Here is a 24,272-nt window from a genome sequence, read left to right on the forward strand (position 1 = left end):
GCAAAGGGCGAAAATTTCGCCTTCGTTTATTTAACCTTCTCTTTGGTATTTGTTTAACTCGTTCATTTTTGCAATTTCCATGGACTTGTGCAGTTTATCGGCAAACCAATCTTTACTTGGTAGTTCGGTAAGGTATTGAGCTACTTTAATTTCAGTTTCGTCCAGCATCAGGAGTTCTATATGTTCGGTATTGCCTTCGCTGCACAACAGCAAGCCAATAGGCGTTTCTTCGCCGGTTTGCATTTCGTTTTTTTGTAACCATCGCAGATACAACTCCATTTGTGCTTTATAACCGGGCTTAAACTTTCCCAGTTTCAAGTCAATCGCAATAAGACGTTTTAGTTTTCGGTGGTAAAACAGCAAGTCCAGGTGATAGTCAGTAGCATCAATACTGATTCGTTTTTGTCTTTCCATAAAGGCAAATCCGTTACCCAGTTCCATAATAAACTGTTCAAGATTGCTCACCAAAGCTGATTCCAGATCTTTTTCTGAATAGGTGTTTTTCAATCCCAGAAAATCGAGTACGTAGGTACTTTTAAAAAAGAGATCCGGATTGATAACATCCTTGGTTTGTAATTCTTGTAAGGCCAGTTTTATCTGTTGTTCGGGGTGCTTTGCTATGGCCGTTCTTTCATAAAGCATGTTATCTATTTCATCCGCCAGTTTTCTTGTGTTCCAGCGTTGATTAATGGCCATTTCGATATAAAACAGTCGTTTTATTGGATTTTCTTCATAAGCTATTGTTTTTAAATGTGTCCAGCTCAATTGTCTCCGCACTGCGTAGACAATCTGTTCTTCATCAATTGTCTCTGCAATGCGGAGACAATGTCTAATATGTTTTTCACCCCAACCGCCGCCAAAATTAGCAGTAAGCATTTTGGACAAATTAGAGACAATTTGTTTGCCGTATTTAGCCCTATCACCCTGTAATACAAACTCATTGACGTACAACCCAACCTTCCAGTTTAACAATGCTAATTCTGCATTGGCAGTAATAGCAACCTTCGTTTTTGCTTGGCTAATTAGCTCAGCAATACTGGTATAAAGTGTATCTACCTCTCCAATAATTTTCGGTTGATTCATATTTCTGATGTCCGTAATAGTACAGGCAATTTTACAATAAACTGAACATAATTTTCTGAAACTGATATCTTATTACTTCCTCCTAAAACTCTCAGAAACCTTCTTAAACAAAGCGAGGTTTTCTTCTTTGTTTTCCTTCGCAATGCCGATCAGGATGTAATAATCATCTGTGTCAGTGAACAGTATCACCTGGTAAATCGTACTGCTATCCGAATCGTTATGTCCGAGGATGGCGTAACCGGGAAGCTTGTCAATTTCAACTTCATTGATTTTCTCAACTGTTGCTGACTCCCCACCAGGTAATTTTCTCAGCCTTTCAATGCTAAAAACCCTTCGATCAAGGATAGCCATTTTGGAAATAGAACCACCGGCAATGAACATAGGTTTGTTTGTCGGGATCTTGCCGTCCTTCGTATAAATGATGCTTCCGCTCATGTATTTCGCCAGTTTGAATTCGGTACCCGATACGTCAATTCTAAAATTAACGGCATCCAGCGGGTTGTCATTCTGATTTTTATCAAAAGTTGTGGAAAGCATGGCGTCCAGCAGCGCGGCTTCGTTGGTTTGAGATGCTTCGGGATAAATACCATTGACCATTACCGTTTTGAGGCTATCTCCGAAAACCAGCATTTGTTTCAAATATACAGTCCCGTTCGCAGGCTGACTGATCTTCAAAATTCTCGCTTTACCTTCGTTAAAATCTACACTTTTCTCTTCAATTAAAGTCATTCCTTTGGTTTTGAGCGCATCTGCTGTTAAGCCATTATTAATTGTTGAAACAGGTGCAGGAAGTTCGCTGACCATAATGGAAGCACAGGCAACATTATTCTGAAATCCGCTAAAATTGCTGGATGCCACGAAACCAGCCGGAGGAACCATGCTGTATTTGGTGCCGGGAATCTGTATTTGCTTGCTAGTTTGAGCGAACAAACTGCTGCCGGAGAATAGGAGGGAGATCAGGAATTTTAATTTGTTCATTTTTAATGTTTGTTGGTGCCAAACTAACCTGTTGCTGAATTTTGAGCAATTTATACTTTTCTCCCTGAATCACGCAAAACGAAAACAACCTCTATGGCTTCCCACAGAGGTTGTTTCAAACAAATGAAAATTACTAAGAATCATCCCTTCACCTTCGAAGTGCCATAAATTCCGCGTTGTGGTCTGGAAAGCATTGCTGATGCCTCCTTGTCATTTATAAAATCTTCTTTTTTAGGATCCCATTTCAGTTTTCTCCCCAGCTTCATTGCTGTATGCGCCAGAAGGCAGGCGGTGCAGGAGCGCTGCGCAATTTCTGCATGGCTGATGGTCTGCTTGCCGCTTTGTATACTTTCAATCCAGTTTTGGTGTTGCTCAGGGCTTTCGTACAAATGGGTTTCATTTTGACCGATTACCGATCCTAAAATCTTTGGATCGCTTGCATAAAATGCCTTGTTTTCTTTGGCTTGCGACGCGCCGGGATCGGTTGCTGTTACGCCTACATTACCACGGGAAACAAATATCCACCCTTCTGTTCCTTCAAATTTCACTCCGTTTGGATTGGTGCCGCCAATTTCCATTTCTACGCCATTGGCATATTTAGAATTGACCAAAAAATCGCCATGAACATCCCAAAGCCCTGAACCCGGAGCCGGGAATGTTGCCGTGCCCTCAATTTCTATTGGTCCCGTAAGTTCGGTATCCATTCCCCAATGTGCAATGTCGATGTGGTGTGAACCCCAACCGGTAATCATTCCGGCACCAAATTGCTCCAACCGCAACCATCCCGGTCTTTCGTTGTGCATGTCGGTTTGTGAATGAACCCGGTCCAGTGTGTAATATATTTCTGGCGTTGAGCCCAGCCACATGTCATAGTTTAAATTAGAAGGCACTGGCATCTGAGCGGGATTCCCACCTGCCGGATCGCCCGGTAGTCCAACATATACTTTTTTCAGTTTCCCAATCCTGCCATTTCTGACCAGTTCGCAGGTTCTTTTAAACTGTGGCCAGGGATTCACGGAGCGTTGCTGGCTCCCAAGCTGGAAAATGACCTTCTTTTTGATCACCATATCAGCCATTTCCCTTCCTTCCTTGATGGTCAGGGAAGTAGGCTTTTGCATGTATATGTGCTTTCCTGCCACGGCAGCTTCCATAGCAGGTTGTGCATGCCAGTGATCAGGCGTACTGATAATGACTGCATCTATATCCTTTCTTGCAAGAATTTCGTGGTAGTCGTCATAAGTTTTTACTTCCAGGTATTTTTCTTTTCCGGTACGTTCCGCATATTTTTTCTCGATCCAGGCTTTTCCTTGCGCCAGTCGGTTTTTATCCAGATCGGCAACTGCTATAACGTGTGCAGCCTCATTTTTAATTACTTCTGGCAAATCGTGAGAGGAGCCAATCCGTCCGAAACCGATTTGACCGATATTGATTTTGTTGCTGGGAGCATTTTTGCCAAAAACACTCGCCGGCACGATGGTCGGGAACATAGAAGCGGCGATAATACCTGCTGTTCCGGTTGCTGCTTTTTTAAGGAAGGATCTTCTGTCCTGGTTGTTTTCCTTTTTGATGTTCATTTTTATTCTGGGTTAAGTTCAGGAATGTGTTATATGAGCTGACTGGTCATTCATTACTTCGCCGGTTGTGCCCGGTTCGTCGGACGTTGTCCGACTTTGAGAGATGAAAGCCTTTCAGGCTAGGGTTAGCGTTTTTTTATCGGATCGTTTGGGGTGGTTGCGTAGGCTTTGCTGTAATTTCTGGGCTTTTGCGGACCTATTGCCCATTCAATTGCTCCCAGAATGTGCTTTTGCAGATCAGGTTTGAGATAGTCACCTTTTTCGTGTCCCAATGATGTGTAAAACGCCCTGCCGCCATCGTATTCATGCCACCATACGGAGGGAAATACGGTGCCGAATGTATCAAGTGCTTTGCCGCCTGGCTTCTGGATGGTTGTGTGATCGTTCACCGCAAGAACATTCAGGTTGACACCCAATTCTTTGATAAAATAAAATTCATCCGTTTCCCGAACCCATTTTGTTCCCAAATGAGCCAATGACGGATTTTTCTCATCCAAAATATTCACTGTAAAACCTTGTCCGGGTTCATGCCAGAAGAATGTTCCGCCGAGCAAGTCTTTAAACCATCTCCATTTACGCTCGGTACCCGATGCAGAGTGCAGACCGACAAAGTTTCCACCTGCCTGAATGTAACGCATGAGAGAAACCCGCTGTGCATCCGTATCGAAAACATCGTTGTTCGTGTTCGAAAATACAAGCGCATCATATTGTTTAAGATTTTCGTCGGTAAATTTTCCAGGGTCATCTGAAACGTCCACGGTAAACCCGTGTTGCTTACTCAACGCTTGAATGGCAACAACCGAATTTGCGATGTTGTCATGCACATAACCTTTTCCATTTTTGGTATAAAACAGGATTTTTACCTTGTTCCACTTAATTTTCTGAGAAAATGATGGATTGCTAAAACCGGCTCCTAACAGGATCAGGAGGCAAATAAAGCTTTTAACGAAACTGATTTTTTTCATTGTAGGAATAGAATTAAGCATTAAAAACCGATTGAATTTCCACCGTCTACCGGCAATGTCACACCTGTAATAAACTTGGCAGCGGAAGACGCCAGGAATACGGCGGCCAGTCCGATATCGTCTGGCTTGCCCCAGGTTCCCATTGGTGTACGGTCCATTGCCTTGTCACGCCGCGCCGGATCACCTCCCATGGCAGTTAGCATCATAGGCGTTTCTATAAAACCAGGAGCTACGGCGTTTATCCTTACATTGTGCGGAGAAAATTCTGTCGCCAGTGCCTTCACCATTCCGCCCACTGCTGATTTTGAAGCTGTGTAAGCCACCACACGGTCGATACCATACAGCGCTGCCATGGAGGTGATCATGATAATTGAACCCTGTTTACGCTCAATCATTCTTTTTCCACATTCTCTGGTCATCGAAAACACAGAATAAAGATTGGTTTGGACAATCTTGTCAAAATCTTCATCGGTAACCTCCACAGCATGTTTTTTCATATTGATGCCCGCGTTGTTGACCAGAATATCAATCAGTCCGTTCCGGGTTTCAATGTCGGCAACAAGTTGAGGAATGGTTTCCAGTTTGGTTATATCATTAACCATATACGATGCATTTGATCCCAGCGTTTCGACTGCTTCCTGTAATACCGATTCACGGCGACCGGTGAGAATCACTTTTGCGCCGGCCTGTACCATGGATTGTGCGATATAAAATCCAATACCGCTGCCTCCGCCTGTTACTACTGCTATCTTGCCAGCCAGTGAAAAAGCTTGCTGGTGAATGTTTGCCTCAGATACATTGTGATCTGTACTCATAGATTTATGATGTGATGTTTTTAAAATGTCAGCCTAAATGATGTGCTCGTTTGATGCCCATTTCCAATCCTCTTAATTCAGCCAGCGCTTTCAGCCTGCCAATGCCGGAATATCCCGGATATGTTTTTTTATGTAAATCTTCCAGCATCTGGAAACCATGGTCGGGCCGCATCGGTAGTTCCTGACCGGGATTATCTGTTGCTTTTCGCTTCTGTTCTTCTTCCAGAAGCGCTTTCACAACTTCATACATGTCCACATCGCCGTTCAAATGCGGTGCTTCATGAAAATTTCGGGTACCCGTTTCTCTTTTGGTTGTACGCAAATGCACAAAATGGATTCTGCCTCCATAATTTCTGATAATTTCTACAAGATCATTGTCTGCTCTCACACCAAGTGAACCGGTGCAAAATGTGATACCGTTTGCACGTACATTACTCGCATTCATCAATTGCTCAAAATCTGATTGGGTACTGACAACTCTCGGAAGACCTAGTAACGACCTTGGCGGATCGTCGGGATGAATACAGAGATTGATGCCCAGCTCCTGAGCAAGCGGTGCGACTTCTTTGACGAAATAATATAAGTTATCCCGAAGCTGCTGATCTCCTATCTCAGAGTAAGCATCCAGTAAAGACTGAAAAATGGAAAGATCAAAAGCTTCTTCGGAACCGGGCAAACCGAGTAAAACAGTATTCGTTAACACTGCAATTTCATCTTGAGACATGCTTTGAAACTTGCTCAGAGCAGATTGCTGAATTTTAGATTCATAATCCAAAGCCGCGTTAGGACGTTTCAGAATATAAAGGTCAAACAAAGCAAAATCTTCCCAAACGAATCGTAAGGTTTTATGTCCCTCCGGAAGTGTATAATCAAGTTGTGTACGCGACCAGTCCAGAACCGGCATAAAGTTGTAGCAAACCGTGTTGATACCGCATGCAGCCAGATTCCTGAGCGATTCTTTGTAATTTTCAATATACAACTCGCGGGTTGGAAGCCCTTTTTTAATGTGCTCATGAACAGGCAGACTTTCTACTACGAGCCACTGCAACGGAGTGTATTCCTCGTTACCAGCTTCTATGATGCTTTTTCTCTCCTGGATGGCTTCCACGCTCCACACATCTCCCACGGGTATCTGATGTAGCGCGCTCACAACTCCGGTACAGCCGGCCTGACGAATATCCATCAAAGAGACTGGGTCATTGGGGCCGAACCAGCGCATGGTATGTATCATAGGATTAATTCACTGCTAAAAATTGATGTATAAATATCTTTATATTATTTTGCATTGCAACCGATTGCATAAATAATTATAAATTGGGTTATTCTGAATTTGGATGTTACTGCCGGCAAAATATCGGGGGATATGTATTGTGACGCAATCGGTTGCAATTTCCCTTACATTTGAAAGAAATTAATTGAATAGAAATTTAAGACCTTCCGCCTGATGGAAAAAGAAGTTACTATATACGACATTGCCAAAATACTCCATATTTCTCCGGCTACGGTAAGCCGGGCTTTGAACGATCATCCGGCGATAAATAGTAAAACAAAACTTTCCATAGCAGCAAAGGCGGCGGAATTGGGCTACCGATCCAATACATTTGCCAGTAATCTGAGACGTAAAAGCACGAGCACGCTCGGTGTTATTGTGCCAAGGCTGGATAGTAGTTTTATGTCTGCGGTGCTGGCAGGAATGGAATCTGTTGCAAATCGTGCCGGTTATAACCTGTTAATAAGCCAGTCACTGGAATCGGAAAGCAAGGAGAGAGCCAATGCACGAACCATGTATAACAGTCGGGTGGACGGTCTGCTGGTTTCTCTGGCCTATGATACTGACGGATTTGATCATTTTGAAAATTTTGTAAAGAAGAATGTCCCCATTTTGTTCTTCGACAGAATTTTCGATCATGATGCCTGTGCTGCCATTGTTATCGACAATGAACAGGCAGGTTATGATGTGACCTCACATCTGATCATGCAGGGTTGCAACAGAATTATGCACGTGACGGGTAATCTGAAAAGAAACGTTTATTCGGAAAGGTACCGGGGATATCGAAGTGCATTGGAAGCTCATGGTGTGCTGTTCGATGAGTCACTTGTAACCGAAACGGATCTTTCACGAGAGGCTGGCAAAGATGCAATTGCGAAACTTGCGGATATGTCAATCCTCCCGGATGGCATTTTTATAGCAAACGATGTCTGTGCAATCAGTTGTGTGAAAGAGTTAAAACAACGTGGCTACCGAATTCCCGAGGATATTGCCGTTGCAGGGTTCAACAATGATCCGGTAGCGGAAGTAGTGGAGCCCAACCTGACTACGATATATTATCCTGGCAGAGAAATGGGCGAAATTGCAGTCAAAACAATGATTGACCATCTGAACGGAACCGTGAGTATGGACACTGTAAACACAGTTATCATGAAGTCAGATCTGATTGTCAGAGACTCTTCCTTGAAGTTGACAGGAAAGTATCAGGTAAATTAGTTCTGTCACCAAAGTGTTTTTTTACCTTACTCTTTTGACAAAAATCTGCTGGGTAGCAACACCGCTTTTTCCAGATTTTACAAACCTGTTAAATGCAATTGTTTTACCGTCCGGTGACCAAACAGAATTGGTAGGCGCAGGCGCAGTGGCCTCTGTTAGTTTTTCAAATCTTTTGCTAAAAGGATCATTTCCTGTTCTGCACAAAATCAGACTGCCATTCCAAACATAACTCACATGTTTTCCGTCAGGATGCCAGCGAAGGTTTCCTGCTACGTCCGAATTATGTTCTGTCAGCTGTGTTGCACTCCCACCATTTGGAGAAATAATAAAAACCTGCTGAACTCCATTTTGGTCGTATGCCATGTATGCCAGCATGGATCCGTCGGGTGAGGACCGTACAATGCCTGAACAACCCGGTTTGGCTGAATTGGCGGTGAAAGTAAGGCGTCTTTGAACTGCACCTTTTGGTGGCATTGGAAAAGTTGTTTCGGTACCTTCCAATGGACCAGATTCTCCGGGAATTGTAATGTCTTCGGGTATATCCACTACAAATACCTCCGGAACATCTTTTCCGTTTTTGTCTCTTACCGTGCCCAGAAATGCCCTTGCAAGTTGTCTTTTGTTGTCTTTTTGTAAATATCCGTTTGTGCCAATCCAGCTGTCACTGGCTGCATGGCTGATTTCGTCACTACCTGATTTTGGCTCAGGCACTACAAGTACAACCAATGCACTAAACCAGTTTCCGGAAACATTCTCTTCGTTTGTGTCAACTTCCACAGCCTTTCCTCTTCGGGAAACCCCGATCGTCCGAAGATTTTGACGGGTACCTGAGCTGTCTTCCAATGCCTTCATAATGGCGTCGTTGTAAGTAAATCCAATCCACTGTCCGTCTCCGCTCCATTCGTGCCTGTGGGTTCCTCCCCGCAAAGCCCCGGGCGTGAATGGAAATGTTACGTCACGGGCATCCATGTAAACAGGCACATTCGGATTTTGATCTTCGATAATTACTCCCGTGCGGCGCCATTGCTGGTAGGGATTTTCTTTGGTACCTGATGCCAATCCATGAATGAACACGACTGTATTCTCCTTTGAACTATAACTAACCGCTCCCGCACCCGGTCCCCAGGGTTGATTATTCTTTATTTCAAATAAAATCTTTTTTTCGCCTGTCAGGATATTTACTTTCTCGATCCTGGACGAAGCCGGAATCCCTCCTTCATCCGTGCGGGTATCATACACCAGCCATTCACCGTCGGGCGAAAAATTATCGTTGTTGTCCAGATCGTGGTTATAACTCAAATCTGTGGTGATCTGTTTCTCGTTCGAATCGGTTTGGCAGGAACTCATTGCGGCAATAAGTAAAATAATAAGAATTGATTTCAAAGTTACAGCGGGTATGTTTATTGGAAAAGGAAAAACCTGCTTGACTATATCATTTGTTAACCGGTGCGCTAATCACGCCAAGGTATCTGCCCATCCAGTAAGGAAGCAGCCATATGTCACCTGCACTATGTTCAGAAGAACCGTTGCTGTGGGTGCGGTCGAGATTAAAAGTATTTCCGTTGTGTCTTTGGATTGGTCTTTCATCGGGTGGAAGTACTTCTTTGGTTGTCTGTTTCCGGAAATTAGGTTCTACCATCTCAATGTCTTTTCTATGGCTGTTTCTAATCTGCCAGTCGATCAGATCCAAAGGATGTTCCTGCAGGTACCAGACCGCTTCATTTAAGTCAAACTTGTTTGTGCCGGTCAGGGCAGTGAAAATATTCCAGGCTCCTTCTTTTTCTGGTCTTTCTGCCTGCCAGTGGTCGAGAATTGCTTCCTTGTATTTTGCCTTCAGGGTGTCGTTCAATGCATAACGATAAAGTCCCCAATAGCCCACAAAATACATTTCATCATCGGAGTGGTTCCAGCCGTCGGACATGTGTTTGCTGTGTTCATCGGCATCTTCCGGTGCTTTTCCAATCACACTCATCGGGCGCATCAGGTTTTCGAGATAACCGTTTTTAGTCATCAGTTCCAATGCTTTTTCCTTATACTTTTCCTTTTTGGTAAAATGATAAGCCGTTTGCAACATCGACACAATGTTGGACGAGTTGAGTTTTCTATCCCCGACATTGACAGGAAAAGCGTTCACATATTCCGGATTCCATTTTCCCCACATCGTAGGTTTGCCATCGAAGTCGATCAGATACATGTCATTTTTAATGATATGAGACATTACTGTGTCGATCAGCGTAATGGCGCGGGTTTTAAGATTGGTATCGTCAACCAGCTCCGCCATCGCTCCGAAGGCGAATATATGCCCGATTACCTCGTCACTGCTCGTAGTCGATTTCCAGTCCCATTCTTTATTTGAAGCATGTTGCCAACGTTCCGGATCTCCAAGTTCATTGATGTGACCGGATCGCTCAAAAGATCTTGAAGGAAAACCAGGAACCGGATTAATATCATACAGCCTCTCCATGGCATCCATTGATTCCCGGCAGTTTTGCAGCGCGGCAGAATCTTTGGTAACTGCATATCTGAAAATCTCGCCGCCCAGATACATGGAAGTCCATAGTCCGTCGTTGTCCGAATCTTCCATAAATCCGGTGGATAGGTCACCGCGATTCATTCCGCGTACCGTAGCATTAAAACCATTACGGATGTGACGAAGCCTTACCTGCTCTTCAAAATAAAGCGCTTTTTGTTCCAATGTCATTTCCTTAAACTCAATTTGCGCCAGACCGGAATTAGTCAGTACCAGCACAGAATTTTTCGGTCCTGCGCTGATTTGTCGGACCTTATTGCCCGGTAGCCAGCGTTCTCCGTTGTAGTAATCATATTTTCCGTCGGCACGCAGTGCAAATGTGCCGTCTGTTGATCCAAACCACAGCTTTTCATTAATTACTTTCACCGACTCGATGTTGGTGACTGGCAATTTTCTGTTGATTTCGCCAAGTTGCTTCTTTGCTTTAATATCGTATTCCAGATAACCGTCGTTGCTTCCGATTATGGCAATGGTTTGCTTTTTGTAAAGATCAAAGGATGTAAAGCTGCTACCCTCCAATACCTTTAGCAGCTTCTTGTCAGTTGGGCTAAATGTTGAAAGCGTTTTTTTTCCAAGAATCCAGAATTGGGAGTCAACTGTATTGTATCGTATTTCCAAAACTTCATCATCCGGAAGGTTTCCGCTCCAAAGATTTTTAGAATCCTGTATCAGCTGTAATGACCTGCCGTCGGAGATAAGAAAAGCAAAATTTTGTCCTCCTTCAAATATCCGTGCACCGGGGAGCGTATGTCTGGAAAATAGCTTTCCTGCCCAGGCATTGCTAAAAACCACGGAGTCGCTCAGGTATACGAGTTGATTCTCATAACTGCCAATGGCGGATATTTTTTTGTCTTTCATAAACCGGTACGAGTTATCCGGCGAAATGGTGCCGTGATACAGAAAACGACCGTTATGAGGATGTAACAGGCCTTGTTTTGATAATATTTGTACTTTCCCGTTGTTGTCCGAAAAGGCTTGCAGCAGGTTTTGTGTTACCGTATCGGAATAATACTTTACACTGAGATCCTGCACAAATGGCTTGTCTTCATGTACGGGTTGGGTTGATTTTTTAGAACAGGAAAGCATTCCTGATATACTTAAAATCAAAAGGAAGGTTAGGATTTTTTGCATTGTCTGGTATTTAAAATTGCCTTGATGTTGAGTCATAATCTGCTATCGGAACCAAAAATTATTTGATCAGCTTTGGGTTCACAACCACGTATTTAATTGATTTTTTGTTCTTCTCAGGATGATAGGAATAAGATAAATGGAGCATGCCGTCTTTGGTCTGGATCAGCGAAGGGTAGGAGTATCCACCTTTTTTTGACTCGTCATTTTCAATATAGGTTTTCCATTTCCAGGTCTGCCCTTCATCGTCTGAGATACGCAGACTTAACTGATAGCGGCCATCGTAAATGTCATTTCCAAGAAAAGCCAATCGCCCATCCTGCAATACCAATAACTCCACACTGGCCGTGTTCGGAATGTCTGTCTTCTTTGTGGCATCCCATGTTACGCCTCCATCAGCAGACTCGCTGACATGCACACGTGTAGGCCCATCGCCGCTATCACGCATGTAAGCGAGCAGATTTCCATTTTTTTTCCTGATAACGGCAGGCTGTATAGGTCCGCGGCCAACTACGGGCAGTCCGGGCAGCCAGCTTGTACCATCGTCTTCCGATATTGCCATCATCGACATGTTGTAACCATCCGAATAAAGAGGCAATACAATTTTGCCCTTTGGTAACAGCAATGGTTTTATGCGTGTCATCCAGCCAATGCTCCTTTTTGGTGAATCTCTGGAAGCTTCAATGATCATTGCATCATATTTGGGAGCATAACCTGCCCAGCCAATGGCAGATTCCGGAAGTTTTTTAAATTTTGCTTCAACCTCTTCTGCAAATTTCTGATCGGGTTTAAGGAGAATGTTATCCTGCCAGTTCCATTCAGGAGCACCATCTTTTTCATAGCTTACAGAAGTTCTTAATCTCAGAATGGATTGTTCCCATAAATTGGCCTGTACCGCAATCCAAACCAGAAATAGTTTTCCGGAGCTATTCAGAAACAATACAGGATTACAGTCGGGGATGTGAGGTGTATCAGCCATCAAAAATGGTTCGGACCAGTTTTTTTGGCCTTTTTTAAGTCTTGCGCCCATTATCTTGACATCGTCCGATTTGCGTTCGCCGCTTCCCTGAAACCATGCAATGAGCATATCGCCATTGGGCAGGTTCACCAGGCTGCTGCCGTGTACATGCTGTTCCTGTTGCGGAAAAACCAGTCCCTGCTGTACAATCTGAGCCGACAAAAAGCCTGGCAAACAGAATAGTAATATTGTTAAAAAATAATTTTTCATTTTAAGGAAATCAGGCGCGTGGAGTGGCTGATTATAAGTTGTTGTATTGAATAATTATCAGGCATTTGTATAGTCTTCCTGTTCCTGAAACAGGAGCGAAGCCAATTTTTTGTATTGAGAAAAATCAGGAATAAGCAATTGGGCGCCGGCTCTGACAAGTCTTGGACGTTTGGCCGGATTGTGTCCGAAACGTTGCTGCTCGTTGCTCGTGATCCCTACCGAAATGCCTCCTGCCCGCCTTCCTTCCCGAATTTCGTCTGGGCCGTCTCCGAACACAGCCAGTTCGTTACCTTTCAAATTGTGGTCTTTTATGATATTCTCAATGATCATCTTTTTCGAAAACTTGGTGTACTCTCTCAATGCACCATAAATACCCCCGTCGAACAGGTCTGCATAACCGAGCGCTTCTGCCTCTTTTTTTACGTCATCCACATCCGTTCCGCTTGCCAGGTACATTTTTACGCCTCTTTCTTTAAGCAGATACAAGAAATTTACAGCGCCTTTCATTGTAAAATCTTCCTGTGACAGTTCACCTGATTCCAGTTTTGCCATGCGCTTGTTCACCAGCTCCATCAATGCATCGTTGTACATTTCTTTATACTGGAATTTATCCAGGATCTGATCCGCAGGTACAAATCCGAATTCTTTTACAAGCCCCACCAGTCCTTCCATTTGATAAATGGTCTGTATACCAGTTGTTTTGTGAATAAATTCTTTCACTTGTGCCAACACGCTCCTGAAAGTTTCCTGATCTATGGTAGTGTACTGCGCGCCTAAAATGGACTTCATCATCACAGGTTCCATAATTTCCTCCCAGCCTTGTCTGAGGGAACTGATGGTGCCGTCATGATCGAAAACGGCGTGACGGATATGCCCCAGTTTTTCCATTACTTCCGGATCACAAAGTTCAAAATCAGTATCGGGGACAAAAACAGCGCTTCTTTCGTCGGCGGCCAGGTCGGAGTTGTAAATAAAATCCGGTTCGTGGCTGATATTTTTGATCTCATTTCCGTTTGCCGTGCCGGTGGTGTATCTCTTTTGCACAGTTACGGCCGCTGCGAAGTTGGCAAAGACAGCAGCTTCGGATACAGGTATTCCTGCGGCCAGACAGAGCGTTATTGCACTGATTGTGGTGTCGCCCGCTCCAACAGTATCCAGTTTATTTTTCAGCTGTAAACCGGGGACATGATAATGACCGTTGGCATCAAATGAGATAATGCCCCTTTCGCCGCAGGTTACAAATACCGGTTTTTGGCTCTTTTTGAAAACCTGACTACCAAATTTTTCTATATCGTTAAAAGGGACCACATCATCATAATTAACAGGCTGACCTACCAGGGATGCTATTTCACGGTCGTTGGCTTTGAGATACGTATTGTGGAAACGGTCATTGAAGTGCCGGGAATCCAGCATCACAATTTTGTCGCTGTATTTAGCAAACAACGCATTTGCAGCATCGATAAAACTGCTGTTGGTAATGCTGCCAGTTACCTGTTGGTTAAAAATAACTGCGTCATATTCCTGCAAAGCGGATTCCAGTGCAGCCAGAATAAGCTCGTCGGTCTTTATGCTTCGTTTGTTGTAAACTCCGAAATCGATCCTTGGCTGCTCCTTTTCGTCAAGATGTCTCTTTAAATATGTATAGGTATCAAAAGTTTCATGTTGGATAAAAAGTGAAGATACATCCGTACCCAGGCCATGCAACTGGAAAGTGAGTTCTCTGCCGTGCATGTCATTCCCAACTGTGCCTATCACTTTAATAGAAGCAGGGGTTAACGCAGCCAGATTAGCCACCACGTTGGCAGCGCCTCCCGGTGTGTAATACTGTCGGCTTACGGTTTCGGTCATAAGTCCGGTTTCAATGGATACTTCGGATCCCTGTTGATCCATGATCCAGTAACAGTCGAGGCAAAAATCGCCATAGACAGCAATTTTGACTGTTGATATCTTTTCAAGAATGTCTTCTATGCGGTTATGGTCCATTTCTGAAAGGGTCAATTATTTTTAAAGGTTTGGGAATAGCGGATCAGAATCCGTTTCAATATATACTCCCAATGCAAAAAGGCAGGCTATTGCTTGTGTTACCGTTTGGAACGTTTCAGGGAAATCGCTTATCCTGCTGCAGTGTTTAAATGCAGCTATTCAAGGCTACGGAATATCCTGATACTGAGTATTTATGATCAATTTGATAAATAATTATTTCCTTATTGTTAAATAAAGATCTTTTGCGCAAAATGAAGATAAATTTACGCAAGTTGCGATTTGAATTAGAAAAGGATCCGGTAAATTTATCATCAGAAATTCATGACGCCGCACAGAAGAAAACATTAAAGCTAATTTCAATACCAGAATTAACAATTACGCATTTAATGTTTCGCAGTATTTTATAATATCATTGACCATAATATCCTTATAATATAGATTTTCAAGAATATTTTTCGAAGAATCATTAAATGGTATTAAATAAAGAATAAAGTAAATAATAGATATAGCATTTTGCGCATTACGGCTTTTATGTTGTTCTAAAAAATTAACCAAAAATTATCGATTAAACCCTTACTACTGTGGCCCATCCTGACGAGAATATCCTAAGAAGAGTTACCCAGGGCGATGAAGTTGCCTTCGCCGAACTCTATAATTATTACAAGGGTCCTGCCCTGCGGTTCTCCATCTCTCTTTTGAAGGATGAGGAAGAAGCAGAAAACATGATACAGGACGTATTTGTGAAGCTTTGGATCAAACGTGAGCAGATCAAACCTGATCACAATTTTAGCTCTTATCTTTTCACCTGTTTGAGAAACATGGCATTTGACTACTTTAAAAAGGTAGAAAAAAGCGAGCAGCTCAGAAAGCAGTTTATGGAGGGGATGATGCTTGCAGGAGATGAGGAAAAAGAGGAAAAAGAGCGACGTATATCCCTTGTGCAAAGCGCGGTGGAATCACTCTCACTCAAACGCAAGCTCATTTTGAAACTCAATATTGAGGAAGGAAAGTCTTATCAGGAAATTGCTGAATTTCTCAGAATATCAAAGAATACAGTAAAAAACCAGCTTGTGAAAGCAAAACAAATACTTCGCGAAAAAGTGGATGTAGCAACAGCGTAGCCAGTTTTGTCAGGAATTATACGTTATGTAATGCTTTAAAATGCAAAAGACAGGAGTTGGCCAGCTCCTGTCTTTTTTATGGTAAGTTATTGATAGTTAATTACCACCTGCGGCTATTACCAGTACCAACGCCAGGTTTACCCCGAATCCAATTCCCCAATTGGTCCAGACCTTCTTTTGTTTTATCTTTTTTGCCTTGCGGGTATAGTTTGAATGGTATTCTGCCTGATTGAAAAGAGCCTCATCCGGATAGCCAAGGTTTTGGATTTTTGGAGTTGTTGCCGAAGTTGCAATTGCAGGTATAAGCCCGATAAGCGGAGAAACAAGACTTGCTATCAAAGTTCCTGTTGCCGCTCCTTTGTATTTTTTGTAATTTCTTTCAGCGTCAATCTGACCTTTTACCGAAAGATTTTCTGTTGGCGCCAGGGTATACAATTGCTCCTTCTTTGTTGATACGGATGAATCTGGAGCAAAGTCCTGTGCACTGATGGATAGGGAAATTAAAGAGAGAACGCAAGCGAAAAACAATACTTTCATAATGGTAATGCTACTGATAAAATGATGGATGAGTTTTGGTGCGGAATTTAAAAAAATAAAACTGTGATTTATCTTACTTTTCGGAATCGGGTAGAATTATTTTTACTAATGGGCAAATAAAAAGGGAGCCGAAGCTCCCTTGCACAAATAATGCTGTTTGAAATCTATTTCAGTTCTCTAAGCTTTTCAAGATCCAGGTCGGCCAATACACTTTTAAGTTGCTCCATGCTTACATTGTTTCCACTCACGTTGACAACGTAACGGTCGGCAACCAGCACATTCAGTTCCCCCGACTTATCCTGACTGCTGTACTTTTCATACGCTTTGTAACTTTCCAGAGTGGTCGTTTTTTCGTACCCGTTTGGCGTTTCTTTATCTATGTCCGCCATGGTCCAGGCAGCAAGTGCCATTGTTGCCACTCCTGCAATTCCACCCGTATCCAATATTTCGAGTTTTAGAGATGCGTCTCCGTCTCCCTTATAACTGGCTTCTGATCGTGAGATGGTAAAACCCATTGCACCTTCTTTTTCACCTGAAGCTTCCGTTCTTTTGAAACCAGCTATTGCTTCGGGAAGCAATTCCTTTAATTTTCTGAAATCAACAGGATCAACCGGTTCACGGGTTTGCATTTCCTTTGCTTTGTCGGCAAGCTGCTGCAAGGCTTCCATACCGCTCTTGGGTTCTTCCTGTTTCTCTTCTTTTTTACCACAACCCACTAAGAAGGTCGTTATAGCCAACGCTAAAATTAAACTTTTTTTCATTTGAGGTTTAATTTAAAATTTTAGAGATACAGCAAGTTAGCACAAACCAACAGCGAAATTTCATTCAAATGATTATTCGGTTGACTTGGCTGCCTAAACGGATTTTTGAATGGGGTTTTGGCGCGACTGCCAGATGAAATAAAAGCCCAACAGAACTGCCGGAATGCTCAATAATTGTCCCATATTAAGGGTATAATCAGCTTCGAAAGCTTCCTGATTTTCTTTTACAAATTCGTATAGGAAGCGGAGTGTAAACACCCAAACAAAAAATATCCCAACCAATAATCCGCGCGGGGTGTTCTCTTTGAATTTATTCCAAAGTCCCAGTAAAATAAAGAACAGCACAAGACAGGAAATGGATTCGTAAAGCTGGGCAGGATGGCGGGGATTCTGAGAAAACTCTGTGTTTTGCATAAAAATAAAGCCCCACGGAACTTCGGTTAGTTTACCTACAATTTCGTGGTTCATCAAATTTCCGAAACGGATAAAACAGCCTGTGAGGGCTACGACTATAACAATTCTGTCGGCAACCCATAAAAAACTCTGTCCCGTAGATTTCCTGGATCTTGAATATAGCAACAATCCGGTAATGATCCCGATGATGGCGCCGTGGCTTGCCAGACCAGCATACGGTGGTAAAATCACTTCCAAAGGATTTTTGAACAATACGTCTGGCTGATAAAAAAGAAAATGACCAATACGTGCTCCCAAAACCGTCGATATCACCATATACAAGGTCAGTGCATCAATATCTTCGAGTGGTTTTTTCTCTTTTTTGAAAACATGTATCATAACCTGCTGGCCGATGAGGAAGCCTGCTGCAAAAAGAAGCCCATACCAGCGTACGGGGAAAGGGCCGAGACCGGCAAATTCTGGTATTGTGAAAATTTCGGGATTCACATTCCAAAGTATGTAGGAAATCATTTGTCTATGATGTTAATTGGCAAAAGGCGGTATGTAAGATTTATTCAATACACAAAGATGAATGAAAATTTAGTCCTTGTCCTATTCAGCTGTGTTATATTGGTGAAAATTATGCGGGGAACGATAATGAATTGATTTTCCTTGTACTAAACAGAGGTCATTTTGCTCTCGATTTCATGATACTACAAGAAAAAAAATGAAATTTTTACTCATCGGACTGGTTCGGATATATCAGGGTGTGCTATCGCCTTACCTGCCCAATTCGTGCCGTTATACACCAACCTGTTCACAGTATATGATTCAGGCTGTTCAGAAACACGGATTTTTCAAAGGCGGCTGGATGGGAATGAAACGTGTTGGTCGTTGCCATCCCTGGGGAGGTCACGGCCACGATCCGGTTCCTTAGCCAATCGCTACTTTTCTGAGTATCGAATCAATAATTGATGTTGTCCGTACATTGTCTGCCTCGGCTTCGTAATTGAGCAAAATCCTGTGGTTCATAATGTCAGGTGCCAGTTCTTTAATATCTTCGGGCAACACATAATCCCTGCCTTCCAGATATGCCAAAGCTTTGGCTGCACGGTTGAGATAAATGGTGGCACGGGGTGAAACGCCAAACTGAATGTATCTCGCTTCGTCTCTCAAACCGTAATCGAGCGGTCTGCGCGTTGCAAATACCAGTTCGATGATGTAACGTTCCAGGGTATCAGAAATATTGACATTGTTGACATTGTTACGAATCGCAAAAATATCCTCTTTGTTCAGGATCGGCTTTATTTTGTAATCGTAGTTAATATCCGACATCCTGCGCATTACCTCCAATTCTTCCTGTTTGTCGAGATAATCAACATACACTTTCATCATGAACCGGTCAATCTGCGCTTCGGGTAGCGGATATGTTCCTTCCTGTTCAACCGGGTTTTGGGTTGCAAGAACGATAAACGGACGGTCGAGCAGGTATGTTTCGTCCCCTATGGTTACCTGTTTTTCCTGCATAGCTTCCAGCAGGGCAGATTGTACTTTGGCAGGAGAGCGGTTCACTTCATCGGCCAGAATGATGTTGGAAAAGATCGGTCCTTTTTTTACTTCATAATCCCCGATCTTCGGCTTGTAGATCATCGTTCCGATCAAATCGGCGGGCAAAAGATCCGGTGTGAACTGGATTCTTTTGAAATCCAGATGAAGAACTCTTGCCATGGAGTTGATCGTCAGCGTTTTCGCCAGACCTGGAACTCCTTCCAGCAGAATATGTCCGCCAGTGAAGAGGCCTATCAAAAGACGGTTCAGTAGTTTGTCTTGCCCAACAACTACTTTCCCCAGTTCATTGAGTACATCCTTTATTTTCTCTAAATACATTGTGTTCCGTTTAAAGCAGCAAGGGTTGATTTCAATCTTGTGCTTGCTTCAATCCTAATTATCCCAAATGGCACGAACAAACCTGTCCTTACCATGAATATCACGCAGAATCTCTACGTTTTTATAGGCTCTTTCTTCAAAAACTGTTTTGGTTTCAGCTCCAAAATGCTCGTTGATTTCCACGTAACATTTACCGCCTTCTTTCAGGTGATGTTTCCCGAAATCTGCAATGGCTTTGTAAAACAGGAGCGGATCGCTGTCTTCAACAAACAGGGCTTCGTGCGGCTCAAAACGCAAAACATTCGGACGCATGTGTTCAGCCTCCGAATAGGTGACATACGGCGGATTACTTACCAGACAGTCAAACTTGATGACGTCTCCCGGCAACGGGAAAGTGACGTTTAGCATATCCTGTTTGGCGAAATGTACATCTGCAATTAGCTGACGCGCATTCTCACGTGCTACTTCAAGGGCTTCGTCGGAAACGTCCCAGGCATGAACACTTACATGTGGCAGGAATCGTGCTAAAACAATAGCAATACATCCGCTACCGGTTCCGATGTCAAGAATGGATATGTTTTTATCTGGTTCAGCGTAGTCGCGGGTAACCATGCGTACGAGTTCTTCCGTTTCCGGACGAGGAATCAATACTGATGATGAAACGCGGAATTCGAGACCGCAAAACTCGGTGGAACCGATGATATGTTGAACAGGCTCATTATTATTGAGACGGGAAATAATAGAAAGCCAGTCGGGCTGAGCGGAATTTTCAGGAACCGGTCTGTCTACCAGAACATCTATGTTCCGCAAGCGCATATAATGTTCCAGCAACATGAATGTAATTGCCTGCGCTTCTTTCTCGGGATATACTTTTATGCCACTTACAATATTCTGATATAGCTGACGTGCCGAAGTCATTTTTTATGAGTTTTTATTCCAATGTCGGAAAGTTAACAAATTATAAGAACTCCCGAAACTTGAGTTTCGTATCGGCTTCGTATTTTTACTACATGAAGAGAGATATTCAATGGATGCAGCGGGCTTTGCAACTGGCAGAATATGGCCGGGGCAGTGTGAGCCCTAACCCTATGGTGGGATGTGTAATTGTACATAACGACATGATTATTGGCGAAGGCTGGCACCGTCAATACGGCGGTCCGCATGCGGAAGTGAGGGCAATTGAAGATGTTGAACGAAGGGGAAATGCTGCTTTGCTGTCTGAGGCGACGGTATACGTTACGCTTGAACCCTGCTCGCATACAGGCAAAACACCACCATGTGCGGATTTACTGATTCGTAAAAATGTGAAGCGGGTTGTGATCTGCAATACGGATCCTAATCCGTTGGTGGCAGGAAGTGGTATTCAAAAATTGAAAGGAGCGGGAATAGAGGTTTGCCAGGATGTGCTTTCGCAAGCAGGACTGGAACTGAATAAGCGTTTTTTCCTGGCCCTGAATAAAAATCGTCCATACGTTATATTGAAGTGGGCAGAAACTGCTGACGGTTTTTTGGGACATACCAATGGAGCTCCGGTGGCCATTAGTGGAGAATTCTCGAACCTGCGTGTTCATAAATGGCGCAGTGAGGAAGATGCAATTCTGGTTGGCTTTAATACAGCGCTTGTGGATAACCCACGGCTGAATGTGCGTAAGTGGGAAGGGCGGGATCCGGTGCGGATTGTATTGGACAGAAACAGGATTTTACCCGAAACACTTCACTTTTTTGATCAAACACAACCTACCATTGTTGCCAACTACAAAGACGAAACCGAGTTGCCATCGTTTCCTCAGCGATATGAAGAAACTTTTGAAACCGCATTGGTAAAACTCATACCGGGAAAGGATGAAATTGAACAGCTGCTTGGTGAGCTGGTGAAACGGAAGGTGTATTCAGTGTTTGTAGAAGGCGGGCCTGCTGTAATTAATTCTTTTTTGAAAAGTGGATTTTGGGACGAAATACGCCGTTGCCAGAGTAATAAGGTTCTGAAAGAGGGAATTATGGCTCCTGCACCCCGTGGAATATTAATGGGCTCCGAAAAGGTGCAGGATGATCTTTGGACGTACTACAAAAAGAGCTAAACGCTCCACATGTCGTCTTCGCTCGTCCAGATATCCCAGGCTTTTTCAGCCTGCAGTTCGAGCATTTTAAGACCGTTTTGCAAAGCAGCACCTCTTTCACCTCCATTTTTAAGGAAGGTTGTTTCTTCGGGATTGTAAACCAGGTCGTACAAATAATGTTGTTTGCCGATGTACTGGAACGGAATCTCAGGGCATCCTTCTACATTGGGAAAGGTACCGAGCGGTGTAGTGTTGATGATCAGTCGGTGCGATTCCATCACCTCCTGTGTCAGATCTTCGTATTGTAGAGTATCATTACCGGCACTGCGGGACACCTGTTGGTATTCTATCTCCAAATCCTGCAAAGCTACCTGAACTGCCTTTGCCGCTCCTCCGTTGCCAAGGATCAACGCTTTGAAACCGTCACAAGTTTCTCCCCGGCGATCAAACCATTCCAAAAGTGACTGGCGAAATCCATAGTAGTCGGTATTGAAACCTTTGGTGCTTCCGTCAGCAAAGATCTTGATCGTGTTAACAGCTCCAATTCGCTCTGCAGATGAGTCATCCAGATCGTCCAGATAAGCCATTACTTCTTTTTTATGCGGAATTGTAACGTTCAGTCCGCGGAGATCCCCTTTTTTCAGAAGTTCCGGAAGTTCTTCCAGCGACTTCATTTCGTAAAGATCGTAGCTGCTTTCCTTGATTCCTTCCCGGTTAAATTTGTCAGTAAAATAGCGTTTGGAAAAAGAATGGGTGAGTGGAAACCCTATTAAGCCGTATAAATTCATATTGTTGAAAATTCTGTTTCGATAACGTTACCGAAGAATGGGGAAGTTGAAAATCTGACGTAAATAAAGAGGATTCACCCCGATGACAAGATTTATTCCGGAGGCGAAGTTAGCTGACTTGTGATGGAATCGCAAAGTTTCGGCTAATCCGGATTTTGGAATCGGGGTTGAAATAGTTCGTAGTTTGCAACGCGACTGATCGCAGTACGCTTTGCAAACTACGAACCAATTATGGACCTTGATCGAAAATCGGGGCGAGAGTGTGATAATCCTGTAACCCGAATGAATTTTAATGTATGGTTTCAAATGTTAAACTACATCAATAGCTTCATAGGGAGGTTTCTTGACACGCTTTTGCCATTTAAAATTATCATTTGCCGATTCAGTGGTAGTATACTGAACGCGCTGCGCTAACTCTTTAAATGGTTTTTCAATGTATATATAGTAAATGTATGCTGCTGCAATTGAGATAATTAAAGCAGCTATCACCATTAGTTGGCGTAATGATTGTGTCTCCAAAAATCTTTGGGTAAGATTAATTACTCTAAGCCCTATTGGAAAGTGCAGGAGATACAGGGAAAAAGAGATATTTCCTAAAAATACCCCTATGGATGTACGTCGCATCGGAAGCAAAACAAATATACAGGTAACTACTACAACTACAATTTCTTTGTATGTATACTGAAAAAGAAGTACAGTGAGTACAGCTCCTGATAAAATAAATGCTTCTAAAATGTTTAATTTATTGACAAGATATCTGTATAATAGAATGCCGACTGTAAAGAAAATAGCAAAATTAAAAACAAAGTTTCTCGTGAATATAAGAGAGAGTGCATTGAAAATAATTAAACTGGCAACGCAGACCAGTAGGCGTTTATTACTGAATAATGGGAAGAGCAGTGCAATCAATATATAGTATTGAAATTCAATTGCTAAAGTCCAACAGACCGGATTCAACCAGTCTTTTCCCATAAATGCATTCAAATAACCTATATGATAGGATAATTGGAGATAATCAATGTCAAAGGGCTTTCCATTGTACACAGGGGATAAGGTAGTTGCGTAGTTCAAAGCAAGAGCCAGAAGAATTGAAATCAAAAACGGAGGCTCAATTCTTATAATTCTTTTCTTAAAAAAGATCCCGATTTTACTCAAGGTGTATTTCCCTTTTTCCATTGAATAGGGAATGACGAGACCCGAGATAATGAAAAAAATCTCTACTCCATAGTGTCCCCAACTAAAAATATTCTTAAAAATATCAGTGCTGGGAAGATAATCGAGCTTATCAGTGAAATGGAACAAACAAACCGAAATGGCGGCAAATCCTCTTAAATAATCTAAGGAGTAAAGGTGTTTATTCATAGTTTACTCAAATGTGGATAAATGTATTGCAAATTATGAAAACTATCTATTGCTTTAAAGCAAGAAATTTGATGTTGAAAAAATAGTATTGAATTAGGCCCTTACGGAATAATTAATTTGTAAGGATGCGGTGGTTTTGATACCATTCGTTTCATTAAATTCTCAAATATTCCCGCGCGGCGTCCGCTTTCTTCATTTTGTGACGGTTGAACCTGTAGGGTATACTCATTAATATAAGCTTGCAAGTAATGCACTGAGTGGTGAACGCCTCTAAGCCAGAATTTAAACACGCGGAACGCCCGCCGCATAATACTTCGACACAATTGCGGGACGTTTTTGCCCTTTTTCTCGGATTTTTCACATGTTAGTTTCGCGAATTCTGACTCCAAGCCCTTGTATCCAGTCCAGCCGTCAGTACGCACCTGAGCGTACTTTCTGATATGCTCATCTATGAATTTTTTCAGGTTTTTCCGCTTCAGTCCGATTGCTCGCTGTTTTAATAACACGTACATACATCGAGACACCGGCATCGGCCGTCCGACTTTCCCTTCCTTTCAATAGTCAGAACCATAATCTTTTCGCTTCGGCGGTCCGATG

22 protein-coding genes are annotated in these 24,272 nt (G+C 43.0%); 4 read left to right on the plus strand and 18 right to left on the minus strand.

Annotated elements, in window-relative coordinates:
- Positions 1–30: 30 nt before the first annotated feature.
- From LZG71_RS24725 to uxuA, 6 genes are all read right to left on the minus strand, one after another.
- The gene (locus LZG71_RS24725) at positions 31–1,083 is read right to left on the minus strand and encodes a YhcG family protein (RefSeq protein ID WP_233825003.1); all 1,053 of its coding nucleotides are present in this window, start codon (positions 1,081–1,083) and stop codon (positions 31–33) included.
- 72 nt (positions 1,084–1,155) lie between these two features.
- The gene (locus LZG71_RS24730; RefSeq protein WP_233825005.1) at positions 1,156–2,061 is read right to left on the minus strand and encodes a hypothetical protein; all 906 of its coding nucleotides are present in this window, start codon (positions 2,059–2,061) and stop codon (positions 1,156–1,158) included.
- A gap of 140 nt (positions 2,062–2,201) precedes the next feature.
- Positions 2,202–3,635: a Gfo/Idh/MocA family protein gene (locus LZG71_RS24735; protein ID WP_233825007.1), complete on the minus strand. Its 1,434-nt coding sequence runs from the start codon at positions 3,633–3,635 to the stop codon at positions 2,202–2,204.
- A 125-nt stretch (positions 3,636–3,760) separates the two neighbouring features.
- Complete coding sequence (locus LZG71_RS24740) at positions 3,761–4,600, minus strand: ThuA domain-containing protein (protein WP_233825009.1); 840 nt, start codon at positions 4,598–4,600, stop codon at positions 3,761–3,763.
- 20 nt (positions 4,601–4,620) lie between these two features.
- Positions 4,621–5,415: an SDR family NAD(P)-dependent oxidoreductase gene (locus LZG71_RS24745; RefSeq protein ID WP_233825011.1), complete on the minus strand. Its 795-nt coding sequence runs from the start codon at positions 5,413–5,415 to the stop codon at positions 4,621–4,623.
- Positions 5,416–5,443: 28 nt separating this feature from the next.
- On the minus strand, positions 5,444–6,646 hold the full coding sequence (uxuA, locus tag LZG71_RS24750; protein WP_233825013.1) for a mannonate dehydratase: 1,203 nt from the start codon (positions 6,644–6,646) through the stop codon (positions 5,444–5,446).
- 213 nt (positions 6,647–6,859) lie between these two features.
- Here uxuA and LZG71_RS24755 point away from each other — a divergent pair, with 213 nt between their 5' ends.
- Positions 6,860–7,900 carry a LacI family DNA-binding transcriptional regulator gene (locus tag LZG71_RS24755; RefSeq protein ID WP_233825014.1) on the plus strand — a complete coding sequence of 347 codons (1,041 nt, stop codon included), beginning with the start codon at positions 6,860–6,862 and terminating at the stop codon, positions 7,898–7,900.
- 21 nt (positions 7,901–7,921) lie between these two features.
- Here LZG71_RS24755 and LZG71_RS24760 read toward each other — a convergent pair whose 3' ends face one another.
- The 4 genes from LZG71_RS24760 to LZG71_RS24775 form a co-directional block, all read right to left on the minus strand.
- Positions 7,922–9,247, minus strand: a complete 1,326-nt coding sequence (locus LZG71_RS24760; RefSeq protein ID WP_233825016.1) for a DUF3748 domain-containing protein — start codon at positions 9,245–9,247, stop codon at positions 7,922–7,924.
- A gap of 85 nt (positions 9,248–9,332) precedes the next feature.
- Complete coding sequence (locus LZG71_RS24765; protein ID WP_233825018.1) at positions 9,333–11,561, minus strand: hypothetical protein; 2,229 nt, start codon at positions 11,559–11,561, stop codon at positions 9,333–9,335.
- 58 nt (positions 11,562–11,619) lie between these two features.
- On the minus strand, positions 11,620–12,786 hold the full coding sequence (locus LZG71_RS24770) for an exo-alpha-sialidase (protein WP_233825020.1): 1,167 nt from the start codon (positions 12,784–12,786) through the stop codon (positions 11,620–11,622).
- Positions 12,787–12,843: 57 nt separating this feature from the next.
- Complete coding sequence (locus LZG71_RS24775) at positions 12,844–14,769, minus strand: PfkB family carbohydrate kinase (RefSeq protein WP_233825022.1); 1,926 nt, start codon at positions 14,767–14,769, stop codon at positions 12,844–12,846.
- A 581-nt stretch (positions 14,770–15,350) separates the two neighbouring features.
- Here LZG71_RS24775 and LZG71_RS24780 point away from each other — a divergent pair.
- A complete protein-coding gene (locus tag LZG71_RS24780) occupies positions 15,351–15,890 on the plus strand; it encodes an RNA polymerase sigma factor (protein ID WP_233825024.1) in 540 nt (179 codons plus the stop codon).
- Between the two features lie 96 nt (positions 15,891–15,986).
- Here LZG71_RS24780 and LZG71_RS24785 read toward each other — a convergent pair whose 3' ends face one another.
- The 3 genes from LZG71_RS24785 to lgt all read right to left on the minus strand — a co-directional run bounded on the left by LZG71_RS24785 (position 15,987) and on the right by lgt (position 18,112).
- Positions 15,987–16,427 (minus strand): hypothetical protein, encoded by a 441-nt coding sequence (locus LZG71_RS24785; RefSeq protein ID WP_233825026.1) that lies wholly within the window; start codon positions 16,425–16,427, stop codon positions 15,987–15,989.
- Between the two features lie 164 nt (positions 16,428–16,591).
- Positions 16,592–17,188 carry a hypothetical protein gene (locus LZG71_RS24790; protein ID WP_233825028.1) on the minus strand — a complete coding sequence of 199 codons (597 nt, stop codon included), beginning with the start codon at positions 17,186–17,188 and terminating at the stop codon, positions 16,592–16,594.
- A 93-nt stretch (positions 17,189–17,281) separates the two neighbouring features.
- Positions 17,282–18,112, minus strand: coding sequence for a prolipoprotein diacylglyceryl transferase (gene lgt / locus LZG71_RS24795; protein ID WP_233825030.1), 831 nt, complete (start codon positions 18,110–18,112; stop codon positions 17,282–17,284).
- A 196-nt stretch (positions 18,113–18,308) separates the two neighbouring features.
- Here lgt and yidD point away from each other — a divergent pair, with 196 nt between their 5' ends.
- A complete protein-coding gene (gene yidD / locus LZG71_RS24800; protein ID WP_233825032.1) occupies positions 18,309–18,518 on the plus strand; it encodes a membrane protein insertion efficiency factor YidD in 210 nt (69 codons plus the stop codon).
- On the opposite strand, the gene LZG71_RS24805 is transcribed toward yidD, so the two are convergent.
- Both LZG71_RS24805 and prmC read right to left on the minus strand, forming a co-directional pair.
- Positions 18,515–19,468: a MoxR family ATPase gene (locus tag LZG71_RS24805; protein WP_233825034.1), complete on the minus strand. Its 954-nt coding sequence runs from the start codon at positions 19,466–19,468 to the stop codon at positions 18,515–18,517. The genes yidD and LZG71_RS24805 overlap by 4 nt on opposite strands.
- A gap of 54 nt (positions 19,469–19,522) precedes the next feature.
- Complete coding sequence (gene prmC / locus LZG71_RS24810; protein ID WP_233825036.1) at positions 19,523–20,386, minus strand: peptide chain release factor N(5)-glutamine methyltransferase; 864 nt, start codon at positions 20,384–20,386, stop codon at positions 19,523–19,525.
- A 92-nt stretch (positions 20,387–20,478) separates the two neighbouring features.
- Here prmC and ribD point away from each other — a divergent pair, with 92 nt between their 5' ends.
- Complete coding sequence (ribD, locus tag LZG71_RS24815; protein WP_233825038.1) at positions 20,479–21,546, plus strand: bifunctional diaminohydroxyphosphoribosylaminopyrimidine deaminase/5-amino-6-(5-phosphoribosylamino)uracil reductase RibD; 1,068 nt, start codon at positions 20,479–20,481, stop codon at positions 21,544–21,546.
- On the opposite strand, the gene LZG71_RS24820 is transcribed toward ribD, so the two are convergent.
- The 3 genes from LZG71_RS24820 to LZG71_RS30735 all read right to left on the minus strand — a co-directional run bounded on the left by LZG71_RS24820 (position 21,543) and on the right by LZG71_RS30735 (position 24,205).
- Positions 21,543–22,313, minus strand: coding sequence for a shikimate dehydrogenase (locus LZG71_RS24820; protein ID WP_233825040.1), 771 nt, complete (start codon positions 22,311–22,313; stop codon positions 21,543–21,545). The two genes, ribD and LZG71_RS24820, sit on opposite strands and share 4 nt — an antisense overlap.
- Positions 22,314–22,622: 309 nt before the next feature.
- Entirely contained in the window at positions 22,623–23,675 is a 1,053-nt protein-coding gene (locus LZG71_RS24825; protein ID WP_233825042.1) for an acyltransferase, read from the minus strand.
- A 101-nt stretch (positions 23,676–23,776) separates the two neighbouring features.
- The gene (locus LZG71_RS30735; protein ID WP_409013670.1) at positions 23,777–24,205 is read right to left on the minus strand and encodes a transposase; all 429 of its coding nucleotides are present in this window, start codon (positions 24,203–24,205) and stop codon (positions 23,777–23,779) included.
- Positions 24,206–24,272 lie beyond the last annotated feature (67 nt).

The organism is Dyadobacter sp. CY312 (genome assembly GCF_021390535.1).
GTDB lineage: Bacteria > Bacteroidota > Bacteroidia > Cytophagales > Spirosomataceae > Dyadobacter.

Excerpts from the sequence above, each read along its gene's own strand:
- LZG71_RS24735 (WP_233825007.1), bottom strand. The coding sequence starts at position 3,635 with ATGAACATCAAAAAGGAAAACAACCAGGACAGAAGATCCTTCCTTAAA.
- LZG71_RS24805 (WP_233825034.1), bottom strand. The coding sequence starts at position 19,468 with ATGTATTTAGAGAAAATAAAGGATGTACTCAATGAACTGGGGAAAGTA.
- LZG71_RS24790 (WP_233825028.1), bottom strand. The coding sequence starts at position 17,188 with ATGAAAAAAAGTTTAATTTTAGCGTTGGCTATAACGACCTTCTTAGTG.
- LZG71_RS24730 (WP_233825005.1), bottom strand. The coding sequence starts at position 2,061 with ATGAACAAATTAAAATTCCTGATCTCCCTCCTATTCTCCGGCAGCAGT.
- LZG71_RS24755 (WP_233825014.1), top strand. The coding sequence starts at position 6,860 with ATGGAAAAAGAAGTTACTATATACGACATTGCCAAAATACTCCATATT.
- LZG71_RS24820 (WP_233825040.1), bottom strand. The coding sequence starts at position 22,313 with ATGAATTTATACGGCTTAATAGGGTTTCCACTCACCCATTCTTTTTCC.
- lgt (WP_233825030.1), bottom strand. The coding sequence starts at position 18,112 with ATGATTTCCTACATACTTTGGAATGTGAATCCCGAAATTTTCACAATA.
- LZG71_RS24745 (WP_233825011.1), bottom strand. The coding sequence starts at position 5,415 with ATGAGTACAGATCACAATGTATCTGAGGCAAACATTCACCAGCAAGCT.
- LZG71_RS24770 (WP_233825020.1), bottom strand. The coding sequence starts at position 12,786 with ATGAAAAATTATTTTTTAACAATATTACTATTCTGTTTGCCAGGCTTT.
- yidD (WP_233825032.1), top strand. The coding sequence starts at position 18,309 with ATGAAATTTTTACTCATCGGACTGGTTCGGATATATCAGGGTGTGCTA.
- LZG71_RS24725 (WP_233825003.1), bottom strand. The coding sequence starts at position 1,083 with ATGAATCAACCGAAAATTATTGGAGAGGTAGATACACTTTATACCAGT.
- uxuA (WP_233825013.1), bottom strand. The coding sequence starts at position 6,646 with ATGATACATACCATGCGCTGGTTCGGCCCCAATGACCCAGTCTCTTTG.
- LZG71_RS24825 (WP_233825042.1), bottom strand. The coding sequence starts at position 23,675 with ATGAATAAACACCTTTACTCCTTAGATTATTTAAGAGGATTTGCCGCC.
- LZG71_RS24785 (WP_233825026.1), bottom strand. The coding sequence starts at position 16,427 with ATGAAAGTATTGTTTTTCGCTTGCGTTCTCTCTTTAATTTCCCTATCC.
- LZG71_RS30735 (WP_409013670.1), bottom strand. The coding sequence starts at position 24,205 with ATGCCGGTGTCTCGATGTATGTACGTGTTATTAAAACAGCGAGCAATC.
- LZG71_RS24775 (WP_233825022.1), bottom strand. The coding sequence starts at position 14,769 with ATGGACCATAACCGCATAGAAGACATTCTTGAAAAGATATCAACAGTC.
- prmC (WP_233825036.1), bottom strand. The coding sequence starts at position 20,386 with ATGACTTCGGCACGTCAGCTATATCAGAATATTGTAAGTGGCATAAAA.
- ribD (WP_233825038.1), top strand. The coding sequence starts at position 20,479 with ATGAAGAGAGATATTCAATGGATGCAGCGGGCTTTGCAACTGGCAGAA.
- LZG71_RS24760 (WP_233825016.1), bottom strand. The coding sequence starts at position 9,247 with ATGAGTTCCTGCCAAACCGATTCGAACGAGAAACAGATCACCACAGAT.
- LZG71_RS24740 (WP_233825009.1), bottom strand. The coding sequence starts at position 4,600 with ATGAAAAAAATCAGTTTCGTTAAAAGCTTTATTTGCCTCCTGATCCTG.
- LZG71_RS24765 (WP_233825018.1), bottom strand. The coding sequence starts at position 11,561 with ATGCAAAAAATCCTAACCTTCCTTTTGATTTTAAGTATATCAGGAATG.